This is a genomic window from Daejeonella sp. (assembly GCF_036405355.1).
In the GTDB taxonomy this organism is placed as follows: domain Bacteria; phylum Bacteroidota; class Bacteroidia; order Sphingobacteriales; family Sphingobacteriaceae; genus Daejeonella.
Genome location: NZ_DASWXT010000088.1, coordinates 19,698 through 32,357, shown reverse-complemented (window position 1 = coordinate 32,357; position 12,660 = coordinate 19,698). Strand labels below are relative to the sequence as shown.

Below are 12,660 nucleotides of genomic sequence, written 5' to 3'. Positions count from 1 at the left end.
GCCCCTTCGTTAAACGATTTGGGCATTGAGCCCTCTGGACCTCTTCATTGCCGTGAAGAAGTTTAGAGGGTTCTAATTTTAGGGTGGTATTTTTGTATACATTTCCTTCTTTTTATAAATTCCAAATTTTAATTAGTCATTATCACTTACATCCTAACCCACTCATTATAATAGTCTTATCATCCTTAAACTGATATTTTATCTGATTGAACTCTCCAATAATATTGAGAATCTGCTTTAAACTCTGACTCTTTAAAAATGTAGCACTGAACTTGCATGATTTTATCTGCTCATTTGAAAATATAATCGAAACTTGAAAACGTTCCTGCAGTTGTTTTGCCACGTCCCTAATACTTACATCATCAAAATAAATATCTCCATTGGTCCATTCTATAAACTTCTCTGCCTTAACCGGTTTTTTAATGGGCCTATTGATTGATTCATCGAAAACAACCTGCTCATCAGGAACGATCACATTATAGGTCTTTTGATTATCCCCAACCTTTACTTTACCTCTGGTTACTGTGATTATTACTTTTTTATCACCAGGACTTGATTTAATATTAAAAGCAGTACCCAGAACTGTTGTCTTTATTTTACCAGTATAAACTATGAACGGCCTGCTATGATCATAAGCAATATCAAAATATGCCTCACCAGACAAATAGACTTGCCTTTTACTATTAGTCCCAAAAGAATCTGAAATTTCAAGCCGACTGTTCTCATTCAGAATCACTGAACTACCATCCGGAAGGTTAATAAAGCGCCGTACAAGCTTATTAGTTGTTTTAGATTTCTCAAAAACCAACTTTGCTTGTTGAGATTCAGGGATTCCTGATCTCATAAGATAAAACATTGCAGACAGACCAACTATGAAAATAGCAGCAACAGACCTATACCAAAAGGTCTTGCTATTGAATATGCTTAAGGGCTCTTTTTCTATTGAGGAAGCCATTATTGAATTAAAGATTCGCTCAGCTTTTTCTTCAGGAATTGGAGCGTCTGAAGCTACCTGATTCCAGAATTCCTCCAATAGTATCTTCACTTCATCATCATAATCTTCACGCTTCATCATTATAAGAAATTCCTCAATTTCATCAGATGAAGCTATTTTTTTGATATACTGTTGAAAAAGGTATCTGAACCTGTGAATTGACATAATCTAAAAATTTAAATAAAGGTGTAAATTTCCTCTATCCACATATATAAGACAGACAAGAAACAAAAGAGGGTTAGTTCAAAAAAAAAATAGCTTGAAAGTCTTCCGTTCAGAACTAAGAAAAGAAAATACAAATAATTAGAAACAAATAATTAGAAATAACCAGCCGGAGGGTACTTAAAGCCTTTTTCAAATGAGCTTTAACAGTATTTTTGGAAAGTTTTAGGTGATTAGCTATCTCCTCGTACTTCATACCTTCATCCCGGCTCATGCTAAAAACAATTCGCTGCTGAGGAGGTAATTGGTCAACAGCCTGACTTAAGATATGCTGATATTCATTATAGATCACAGTTTCTTCTGTGGTATCGTGATACTCAGAGTTAATTAGGCTGAGTTTACTTATTATATCAGCTTCGTGGGCTCTTCGCTTGATCGCATTGAATGCCCTGTTTCTAACTAATGTATATAAATATGAATCAAAGTGATTTACCTCAATAAGATTCTGACGATTACACCAAACCTTCAGAAATGCATCCATTACAATCTCCTCTGAAAGCTCTTCATCATCTGATATTCTGAAAGCGTAGTTATATAGCCTGCTGTTATAATGGTTATAGATTTTACGAAAAGCCAGTTCACTACCCTCGGAAACAAGGCGCAAAATTTCTGACTCGTTTTGTAAAATTTTCATCAAAGTACCCAGTAAGTTGAATATTTAACTCCAATATAAAATTTTACATTTTAAATACAAACTATAAATATTTGTACATCACAAATACTGGTTTAGGCATCTACTAAATTAATGCACTTGCTAAGAGTCCTATTCACAGCTATACATATCCTATACAATCAATCTCAATGATCGAACGACCCGGAATTCCACCTTTAGCAACCGCAACAGTTGAACGAACAGGTGCTTTTGAACCAAATCTTCCTCTGTAAACTTCATTCATCCCTTCAAAATCAGCCATATCACTTAAAAATACGGTGACTTTCAACACCTTTTCCATTGAGGAACCTGCAGCAAGCAATCTCTTCTCCATTTTTTTCAATACAAAATCGGTATCGGCTTTAATTTCAAAAACAGATTCCGCATCAGCGCCGGTCCCGGATACAAAGACCAGATTTCCATATCTTATAGATCCGGGATACAAGGTAACATCGGGGGATGCTCCCGTACTCAAAAACGGGGCATCGTTGTTTTGTGGAGTCTGGGATCGGGCTACCAGGCTAAATCCGGCCATTCCGGCAATGGTTGAAAGAAGGCTGGTTATAACTGATCTACGTGTTGATTTCATGTTGGGTCATTGTTTTTAAATTATGAATGGGATTACGAACTACTTAGGTTGCCAAAGGCGGACCAGCAGGAATATTCACTTTTCTTCTTGGTGCTTTCTGCACATTTCGTTTGGCTGTGAATTTGGCTGTACGGTACTCACCGAGATGGATATCACCCGACATGGTATCTCCATTTACAATTCCTGAAAACTGATAGGAAAGATCATCACCCACAATTCTCATTGCGCTTTGCATCATGACCCGATTTCCCTCAATTGTCCCACTCATGCTTCCTGATTGGAAATCAGTCTGATGTGTTCCACTCAACCAACTGCCATCCTGTAATATATTTAATGAATGCTGACTGACACTGCTGAAAAACTGAATGCTTAAGTCCCATCGTCCGCTAAGGTTAGCTACCGGTGCCATCATACTTTCAGGTTTATGACTACGCTTCTTCGAGAAAATTGCAAATACTCTTTCTGCTACAATCTTTTCTTCGCCGGCCTGCATTTGTCCGGTAGTGATATTGAAAAAACTCTCACCGCTGCTATCGTCTTCAGCCCATACCGCAATTCTGGGTTTATTTCTTCCCAATTCTTCAGCCAGTTCAAATCCGCTGATATGAAGTTTTTGAGGATCCCAACTGACTTTTAAGACCGGCGTTTTATTATCCAATAAGGTACGTTCAATCACCTCCAGTTTCAAACCCGCAATCGGACTTAATCTTTTTGAAATAGTATCCAGCCATCCAAGCCACTTTTTCCAGTCGGCGTCATGGTCACGCTTCACCCAATCTTCTACTGCCGCCATCATCCCGATCATCTCTTCCCTGCCAACTTTATTATCGCGGCCCGGACCATGGTGCGGAGAACTTGCCTGCCATGCAGACATTAAAATAGACTTATCACCCAGCATTAAACCGGCACACTGGGGTCCGCAAATTGCCTTCCCGCCACTGTAGGCAACAATTGTGGCACCTCTTTTCAAATGGACCGGTGGCAAAGTAAGATTCTCAGCAGCCGCATCAACCAATACCGGCACCTGGTGTGGTTTAGCTATCTGTGAAATCACTTCAAGGGATAATGGCTGTCCCGTAAATGTATCTGTATCGGTCGAGCGGATATAGATCATTGCAGTACGTGGATTAATTGCCTTCCGAAGTTCATCCGGTGTTTTCACACTCACAATTTTAACCCCAATGTTTCGTATGGCATGATCATAGGCATTTCTTGAAAAATCAGGTATAATGACTTCATTCTTATCAAAACCAGTCAGATCAGGAATGCGGATTAGCTTCTCAGGATTCCCGCCTGTAACGCAGGCAGCTGTGATATGTTTAAGTCCGGCAGCGCATCCCGCCGATACCATACCCCATTCAGCACCTGTAAGATCGGCCAGTCTCTGGCCAATCCCGTCAGCCAGTTCATCATACTGCACGAAATTATGTGCAGCGGCCTCCATGGCTGCCCGAACAGCAGGACGCTCTAATGAACCTCCAATGATCGTAAAAGTACCCATACAGTTGATGACGGGTTCTACACCGAGGGAACGAAAAATATTTGTCTCGGCCATGAAAGCAGATGCAGCTGAATCTGATGGCAATGTTTCTATAATAGCATTACTGCCGGCAATTTGAGTGTTTGCCTGTGCAGATTGATTTCTAAGCACGGTTCCTGCGAATGGAAGCAGTGCTAAGCCTTTAATTGCGTTTCTTCGTTTCATCTTATTATTGATTATTACTTTTTTTTCTAAATGCTGAGAGTTTGTTCAAAAGAGATAATTACGTTTGAATTAATTTATTTTCATGCAGATTTTCTGGTTGTCAAAATCAGGATCAAGACCGAAATGCCGGAATTCAAGAACATTTGAAAATACAAAATAAACATTGATGCAAATGGAATTATGAATTTATTAATTCATGGGGCTAAGAACCGATGATTCCCAAATTCCTTCACCCTGCATATCCTGTCATGCTGATCATAAAACCCCATCTTCAGCTTTATAAAAAAATACCAAATTAAAACCTTACCTTTGCGGCGCTTTCAGCAATATAGCTGACAGCTATAAAAATTATCATGAACCCATTTAGTACCTTGGGTATCCGTCATGATATTGTTAATGCCATTACTGAACTGGGATTCGAAAATCCCACACCAATCCAGGAGCAATCTATCCCGGTATTACTTTCAGGCAGCAACGATTTTGTCGGATTAGCTCAAACAGGAACCGGTAAAACGGCAGCCTTCGGCCTCCCCTTATTAGAATTACTGGATTTTGAAGAAAATTATCCACAAGCGCTAATTTTATGTCCTACACGTGAACTCTGCCTGCAGATCACCAACGATATAAAAAACTACGCCAAAAACATGAAAAACGTTCAAGTCGTTGCTGTTTATGGCGGAGCAAACATTTCAGATCAGTTACGCCAGATCAAACGCGGCGTTCAGATCGTAGTGGCCACTCCGGGCCGTATGCTTGACATCATCAATCGTAAAGCAATTGATTTTACTCAGGTACAATTCGTAGTACTCGACGAAGCAGATGAGATGCTTAACATGGGTTTTCAGGAAGATATAGACAGTATTTTGTCGACTACTCCTGATGACAAAAAAACCTGGTTATTCTCTGCAACCATGCCAAACGAAGTTCGTCGCATTGCAAAAAAATACATGACTGATCCTTTCGAGTTGACTATGGGTACCAAAAATACCGGAAATGTCAATATCGAACATGAGTATTATATTGTAAAGGCAAGAGATAAATACGCAGCATTTAAGCGTATCGTTGATTTCAACCCCGAGATCTTCGGGATCGTATTCTGCCGTACAAAAATTGAAACCCAGGAAATTGCTGAGTCATTAATGAAGGATGGTTATAATGCCGATGCCTTACATGGTGACCTGTCACAACAGCAGCGCGATAAAGTAATGAAGCGTTACCGCGAACGCAGCCTTCAGTTACTGATTGCTACCGATGTTGCAGCCAGAGGAATTGATGTGAATGATGTTACTCACGTAATCAATTATTCATTGCCTGATGAAATCGAAAATTATACCCACCGTAGTGGCCGTACCGGTCGTGCAGGTAAAACAGGTATTTCTATCGCGATCATCAATTCCAAAGAACTTGGAAAAATTCGTCATATTGAAAGAACGATAGGTAAGCAGTTTACAAAAGCTGAGATCCCAACCGGATTTGACGTTTGCGAAAAACAATTATTTGCCCTTGTGCATAAAGTTCATAATGTAGAAGTTAACCAGGAACAGATCGAACAATACATCCCTCGTATTATGGATGAATTTAAAGATCTGGATAAGGAAGAAATCATTAAGCGATTTGCTTCCCTTGAGTTTAACCGTTTCCTTGAATATTATTCCAAAGCCCCTGATCTGAATATTTCTTCTGACGACAGAGGATTTGAGCGTTCGGAAAGAGGAGAGCGTTCTGAACGTCCGATGAGATCAGGCACAAGTGCCGGATACACCCGATTGTTTATGAATCTGGGTTCAGTTGATGATTTTACCCGCGGAGATATGCTGGGATTCATTTGCAACAATACCAAGATCAGCGGAAAAAGTGTAGGAAAGATTGACCTGAAAGGTGTATTTACATTCTTTGAAGTTGAAGATTCTGCAGTTAATCAGGTTGTTGAAGGTTTCAAATCTGTTGATTTTCAGGGAAGAAGTGTCCGTATTGAATTAGCTGGCGACCGTGATGGCGGAAGCAGCGAACGTGGTGGATACCGTGGCGCAGGTGGCGGTGGACGCAGAGAAGGTGGAAGTGGTGGCGGATATCGTGGCGGAAGCGGCGGTGGCGGCAGACGCGAAGGTGGAAGTGGAGGCGGTGGTTTCCGTGATTTTTCTGGCAAACGCCGTGAAGATCGTAGCGGAAGCAATGCTGGTGGTGCCCGCCGTGAAGGTGGCGACAGACGCAGGCGCATCTAAGAGAATAAAGATCAAAGTATAAGGAGCAAAGACTGGGGTAAAACCTGAGTTTTTGCTCCTTTTTTTGTTTGGAACAATGATTAAGGCGCAAGGAATAAGGACTGGAATGGCCTTAATCTTTGATCCTTGTTCCTTGATCAATCACGTCAGCTGCTCCGACAGTAATTTCATCTCAATCTGAGGAGAATGTCTTTCATAAAGAATTGCGTAAACGGCACGGCAAATAGGCATATTTACTTTATAGGCTTTATTGATCTGATGAAGGCAGTTAACGGCGTAATAACCCTCTGCAATCATATTCATCTCCAGTTGGGCAGATGTTACCGTATAACCCTTACCTACCATAAAACCAAAAGTACGGTTACGGCTAAACTGCGAATATGCGGTTACCAGGAGGTCTCCCAGGTAAGCCGATTCTTTAATATCCCTTTGTATTGGATGTATGGCCTCCACAAAACGGGAAGTTTCGCGAATCGCATTCGAAATAAGCACTGCCTGAAAATTATCCCCATAACCTATACCACGGCAAATACCGCTGGCAATAGCATAAATATTTTTCAGAACCGCAGAATACTCAGTACCATAAATATCATCGGAAACATTTGTTTTAATATAACGGGTATTAAGCATTGCTGCAAAATCAACTGCCAGGCTCGCATCCTGAGAAGCAATGGTCAGATAGGATAATTTCTCCAGTGCCACCTCTTCCGCATGGCAGGGTCCGCTGATTACAATAATGTCACTGAAAGGTATCTGATAGTGCTTATTAAGGAACTCTCCGATGATCATGTTTTCATCGGGGACTATGCCTTTTATTGCAGAAATTATCTTTTTGCCTTTCAGATCCTCCGGACTAATCCCGGTCAATGCATCTTTTAAAAAGGCTGCAGGTACATTCAGAACAATCAATTCGCATGGTGCTATTAATTCCTTCAGGTTTGTACTCAGGTTCTCGTCCGGGATCCGTATTTCGACTGAACTCAGATAATGCGGGTTGTGGTTATAATGACGGATATGTTCGATCGCTTCCTGATTTCTCATCCACCAATAAATCTCCTTACCGATCAGATTATCGGACAGGATCTTTACAATCGCGGTTGCCCAGCTGCCTCCACCAACCACAGCTATCTTTTTCTGAATTTGTACCATAAAAATAATCCCGCTTAATGAGCTATAAATATCAGCACATTAAGCGGGCAATTTAGGTATTTCTGGTAAATTACTCCTTACCGTCGGCTTTAAAAAGCTTTTCTTTATCAACTTTCTCAACAACTGAGCCGTCTTTCAGTGTTTTTGAGATTGCTGTAAATGGAAGTGAAACAACTTCTTCAGAGCCTTTTAACCCTGTTTTTACTAAAATATAAGTATCATCCTGAATCCCGGTTGTAACCTGTACCTGCTTAACCTTTCCGGCACTATAAACAAATACATACTCTTTGGCCGGTTCTGCATTCTTTTCCTTTTCTTTCCCATTCGCAGTTGAAGCAGGAGCTGGTTTTGCAGCCTTTTCACCTTCCTTTGCTTCTTTCTTCTCATCACGAATAGTTACCGACTGAATCGGAACAGCAATGCCATTAAACTGTTCGGTCTGAATATCTACCGTAGCAGATAGCCCCGGACGGAATGGAGATGGATTTGCACTATCAGAACGAAGTAACTTAGCATAGGATTCCGGTAAAATCCGAACCTTTACAGTAAAATTAGTAACCTGATCAGTTGAAGTTCCAACTACACTCGATGAACTGGCAATCTCGGTTACTTCTCCTTTAAACTTCTGATTCTGGAAAGCATCTACCTCAATATCAGCAAGGTCACCAATAGAAACACGGTTAATATCACTCTCATTAACATCCACACTTACTTCCATTGAACTCAGATTGGATATCCTCATAATCTCTGTTCCGGCCATCTGTGAAGTACCAAGGATACGATCTCCCAATTCAACAGAAAGCTTTGAAATTACCCCGTCAACCGGAGCATAGATTGTAGTTTTGGCCAGATTTGCTCCTGCTTCTTTTACAACAGCACTTGACTGATCAACACCGAAACGAGCTCCTACAACATTCTGACGAACTGATTCAAGACTCGCCTTTGCACTCATATACTCGGCTTTTACCGCATCAAATTCTGCAGCTGAGATTACCTTTTTGGAAAAAAGTTCCTGGTTACGCTTGTACTTTGCCTCGGTATTGGCAAAATTCGCTTCAGATTGCTTAAGCTGTTGCTGGGTGCTTGCAAGTGCGGCCCTCTGACTGTTCAGCGATGCGACTGCACGGTCATAACCCGACTGAAGTACGTCAGGACGAACCTTACACAATAATTGCCCCTTTTTAACCACATCACCTTCCTTAACATGCAATTCCACAACTTCCCCGGATACTTCAGCACTTAACTTTACCTCAACCTCCGGCTGTACCTTACCACTGGCAGAAACTGTTTCGATGACAGTTCGCTTTTCAACCTTATCAACCGCCACTTTTATAACGTCGCTTTTGCCAAACCAGCCGAGTTTATTACCCGCAACTGCCACAACCACGAGTACTCCTGCTCCAATGAGCACATATTTTAACGTATTACTTTTCTTTGCCATTTTTTTGATATAAGGGGAAATTTTTCTGATTAAAAGGTGATTGGATTGCCCAGATAATAATCAATTACTTTACTTCTGAAAATAAGGTCATACTGCGCCTGAATCTGATCAAACTGTGCTTTATTTAAATTTGTCTGTGCCTGATTAAAATCAAGAGAATTAACCAAGCCAACTGCATAGCGCTGCTGTATTACATTAAACGCTTCCTTTGACGATTCATAAGCAGTCTGTGCAGAATAATAACGTTTTTCTGCCGCTCTGAGATCATAAACAGCCTGATTTATCACTTTATTCAGGTTATTTTTTGCAAGCTGCTCAGACAACATTGCATTTTGAAAATTAATATTTGCCCTGCGCACATTAGACTTGGCTGTTAGTCCATTAAAAATTGGAATAGTCAATCCGAAACCAATGAACTGGTTGAAGTTATCTTTTACCTGTGAAGCAAAAGAATTATTTGCAAATGCTCCATTCGAATACCGGGTACCAAAACCACTCTGAAGATTGAGGGATGGAAAATACCCTCCTCTTGCGATGTCTATTTCTTTCTCAAGTACCTGTTTTCTATATTCAGCAAGCTTTATATCAGGAAAATTCAATGAAGCTGTTTTGAAAACATCTACAGCAGAATAGGCTGCATTAACATTATTAATATTATCAATTTGAGGTTTTTCAACTTCAAATGGTACTGATGGATCACGTTCCAATAATTGTGCGAGATTCAAAAAAGACAGATCAACCTGATTCTTTGCATTGGTGACATTTAGTTCTGCAGTTGCAACCTGCGATTTTGCCTGTGAAAGATCAGCAAGTGTTTTATTACCTACATCAAAGAATTTTTGTTCAATATCCAGTTGCTGTTTCGCTATATCCAGCTGTTGCTGTGATGCAATCAAAAGATCCTGAGCATTGAGTACCGACAAATAATTGGTTACAACGGCTAAAATCAGATCATTCTTAACCTTTTGGGTATTGCTTTTATCAGCTTCAAGCTGGAGTTTGTTTTGGGATATTTCGTTCATCCTTCTAAATCCCTGAAACAAAGCTGTATTGGAAGTAACGTTCCCACTGGTTGATGTAATTGCCTGATTGATAAACTGGTTGGTCAATGGGTCAATACTTCGTCCAAAGTTAAAATTAAGACCTGTATTAGCGTTTAGTGAGGGATAAAGGGCAAGCTTTGACTGACTCAGGTTCTCTTCAGATATGGCCTCAGAAAACTGAGCCTGCTTGATTTGAAGGTTATTCTCAATGACCAGTTCAGTAGCCCTTTTCAGGGTGATTCGCTCCTGTGCGAAAAGCGGATTCACAATAGAACCGGCCAGCAATAAGGCAAAAACACTATATCTGTAAAAGACCTTAGGGTTTGGATGTTTCATATATTATTCAACAAGATTGGTTAGGATGTAAATCCACTCTAAAAATACTATCATTTAATTAATAACATATTTATCTTCGTGATAAATTATTAGAAGGCAATTGTATTTAGCTTATTCTCCCTTTTGGCTCAGATGGTTATACCCCACCCTAACCTGGCATAAAAGCCGCAAAAAGAAATATGTATATCTCACTTTTGACGACGGACCCATACCAGTTGTTACACCCTATGTATTAAATACTCTTAAAAAATACAATTGCAAAGCCACGTTCTTTTGTATCGGCGATAACATAGATAAGAATCCATCTATTTTATCCGATATAATCACTGAAGGACACACAGTTGGAAATCACACACATAATCACCTCAGGGGCTGGAAAACATCAGACAGCGATTATTTGGACAATGTAAGAAAGGCTTCTGTACTTACAGGAACACGTCTGTTCAGACCCCCTTATGGCAGGATAAAAAAATCACAGATAACCGCAATCAGGAAATGTTTTCCTGAAACTGAAATCGTGATGTGGGATGTACTTAGTGGTGATTTTGATGAGCGTATTACGAAAGAGCAATGTGTCGAAAATGTCTTAAAGCATCACAAAAATGGATCAATTATAGTTTTCCATGACAGTCAGAAAGCATTCGAACGTTTGGAATATGCTCTGCCAGTTATCCTTGAAAAACTAACTGAACAGGGATTCCAGTTTAGAACCCTTTAAACAGCAAATTTTATCTGGTCAATTCCCTTTTTTATTGCCCTTAGCTAAAAAAAGGCTATTTTTGCAATGCAGTAAACCCTTAGGGTTTCTGTCAGAAGAATAGCTATAATTTATGTTCAGAATCTATAAAAGATGACTAATCTCATTTTTTCTTCCGACACCTGTCATTTCATGACATATCATTCCTTATTAATTTTATCCCGATAGCCAGGATATTTTGTATGAAGTATAAATTCATAAGTCTGATTTTAATAATGGCACTGAGTTTTCAATGCCTTATTAAAATAGGTCTTATAAGTTATTACACTCTTAACATAGAATACATCATCGCTGAACTATGCGAGAATAAAGACAAACCGGAGTTGAATTGTAAAGGAAAATGTTATTTAAAAAAGAAAATGGGAGAGGCCGACAAGGCTGAAAAACAAAGTGCAGAAATTTTTAAACAGATCGAATTTCCGGTATTTATTCCCCATGTACACCTTTCAATTGACCCCGAATACATTCTTATTGAGAATACCATACCTGAATTGAAAAACCTTTATTCACATACATTAAACAATAAGATATTTCATCCCCCTCTGGTCTAAAACCAACAAATTTCACCTGGAAATAATGTCCGGAAATTATCGTCGGACAAGGACCTTAAATTTAATAAAAAACGGGTAAAAAAGACCTTTTAATAATTACAGGATAGATTTCTATGCCTCGCTGAAAAGCTATGTGCATCAGGATCTCCATACCATAATCTTATTGTATACAAAATGAAAAAGATACTATTCTTAGCACTTGCCCTTGCAGGTACAATTCTCAGCTCTTGCCAAAAAGATTCAGACATAATAATTGAAGACCCCAAAAAAAACCTGATTAAAATTGCTGACGCTTTTGCTATTGGTTCTGCTGCCAAAGTAGAACTATGGTCTGGTACAGAATTAAATACCGGTTACCAGAAACTATATATTTCTTTGTCCGATTCGGCTTCAGGTAAGGCACTAAACAGATCTTCTGTACAGATTCTCCCTATTATGGATATGGATCTGAACGGCGCTAAAATGAGCCACTCCGCCCCTCTTGAAAACCCGGAAAGCATGGATGCTGATAACTCACTTTTCTCTTGTGCAGCAGTATTTACCATGCCTAGCTCCGGTGAAAGCGGTAAGTGGAGAATGATAGTGATGGTTAAAAAAGAAGGCCAGACTAAATATGGAAAAGCTGAAATGGCCATACAGGTAAAACAATCACAGCCTGAACGGGTAAAAACTATTACCGCTGCCGATGGATCAAAACTCACCATCGCCTATATCAATCCTGCAAGTCCGAAAGTCGGTGTTAATGATTTCGAGATCGCAGTATTTAAAAAGCAGGATATGATGACTTTCCCGGCCGAGGATAATTACAGCATCACTATGACTCCCGAAATGCCAAGCATGGGGCACGGTTCACCAAATAATGTCAATCCAACACTGACTAAAAATGGCCATTATAAAGGCAAGGTGAACTTTACAATGACCGGCGACTGGAGGATAAACCTGGTTTTGAATAAGGATGGCAAATCAACAACAACCTTCTTTGATCTTTTATTCTGAGAA

General features: G+C 39.8%; 11 protein-coding genes. 4 read left to right on the top strand and 7 right to left on the bottom strand.

What is annotated here, in order from left to right:
- Positions 1–142: 142 nt before the first annotated feature.
- The 4 genes from VGE44_RS11045 to VGE44_RS11030 all read right to left on the bottom strand — a co-directional run bounded on the left by VGE44_RS11045 (position 143) and on the right by VGE44_RS11030 (position 4,162).
- Positions 143–1,159, bottom strand: coding sequence for a FecR family protein (locus tag VGE44_RS11045; RefSeq protein ID WP_331078942.1), 1,017 nt, complete (start codon positions 1,157–1,159; stop codon positions 143–145).
- Positions 1,160–1,274: 115 nt separating this feature from the next.
- Positions 1,275–1,850: an RNA polymerase sigma-70 factor gene (locus tag VGE44_RS11040; protein WP_331078940.1), complete on the bottom strand. Its 576-nt coding sequence runs from the start codon at positions 1,848–1,850 to the stop codon at positions 1,275–1,277.
- 139 nt (positions 1,851–1,989) lie between these two features.
- Positions 1,990–2,457, bottom strand: a complete 468-nt coding sequence (locus VGE44_RS11035; RefSeq protein WP_331078938.1) for a RidA family protein — start codon at positions 2,455–2,457, stop codon at positions 1,990–1,992.
- A 43-nt stretch (positions 2,458–2,500) separates the two neighbouring features.
- Positions 2,501–4,162 (bottom strand): aminotransferase class V-fold PLP-dependent enzyme, encoded by a 1,662-nt coding sequence (locus VGE44_RS11030; RefSeq protein WP_331078936.1) that lies wholly within the window; start codon positions 4,160–4,162, stop codon positions 2,501–2,503.
- Between the two features lie 353 nt (positions 4,163–4,515).
- On the opposite strand from VGE44_RS11030, the gene VGE44_RS11025 reads away from it, so the two are divergent.
- A complete protein-coding gene (locus tag VGE44_RS11025) occupies positions 4,516–6,384 on the top strand; it encodes a DEAD/DEAH box helicase (RefSeq protein WP_331078934.1) in 1,869 nt (622 codons plus the stop codon).
- Positions 6,385–6,525: 141 nt separating this feature from the next.
- On the opposite strand, the gene VGE44_RS11020 is transcribed toward VGE44_RS11025, so the two are convergent.
- The 3 genes from VGE44_RS11020 to VGE44_RS11010 all read right to left on the bottom strand — a co-directional run bounded on the left by VGE44_RS11020 (position 6,526) and on the right by VGE44_RS11010 (position 10,353).
- A complete protein-coding gene (locus VGE44_RS11020) occupies positions 6,526–7,533 on the bottom strand; it encodes an NAD(P)H-dependent glycerol-3-phosphate dehydrogenase (RefSeq protein ID WP_331078932.1) in 1,008 nt (335 codons plus the stop codon).
- Positions 7,534–7,603: 70 nt separating this feature from the next.
- Positions 7,604–8,974, bottom strand: coding sequence for an efflux RND transporter periplasmic adaptor subunit (locus VGE44_RS11015; protein ID WP_331078930.1), 1,371 nt, complete (start codon positions 8,972–8,974; stop codon positions 7,604–7,606).
- A gap of 29 nt (positions 8,975–9,003) precedes the next feature.
- Positions 9,004–10,353, bottom strand: a complete 1,350-nt coding sequence (locus VGE44_RS11010; RefSeq protein ID WP_331078928.1) for a TolC family protein — start codon at positions 10,351–10,353, stop codon at positions 9,004–9,006.
- Positions 10,354–10,453: 100 nt separating this feature from the next.
- Here VGE44_RS11010 and VGE44_RS11005 point away from each other — a divergent pair, with 100 nt between their 5' ends.
- The 3 genes from VGE44_RS11005 (at position 10,454) to VGE44_RS10995 (ending at position 12,657) form a co-directional block, all read left to right on the top strand.
- The gene (locus VGE44_RS11005) at positions 10,454–11,071 is read left to right on the top strand and encodes a polysaccharide deacetylase family protein (RefSeq protein ID WP_331078926.1); all 618 of its coding nucleotides are present in this window, start codon (positions 10,454–10,456) and stop codon (positions 11,069–11,071) included.
- 221 nt (positions 11,072–11,292) lie between these two features.
- A complete protein-coding gene (locus tag VGE44_RS11000) occupies positions 11,293–11,661 on the top strand; it encodes a hypothetical protein (protein ID WP_331078924.1) in 369 nt (122 codons plus the stop codon).
- Positions 11,662–11,835: 174 nt separating this feature from the next.
- Positions 11,836–12,657: a FixH family protein gene (locus tag VGE44_RS10995; RefSeq protein WP_331078922.1), complete on the top strand. Its 822-nt coding sequence runs from the start codon at positions 11,836–11,838 to the stop codon at positions 12,655–12,657.
- Positions 12,658–12,660: the final 3 nt, after the last annotated feature.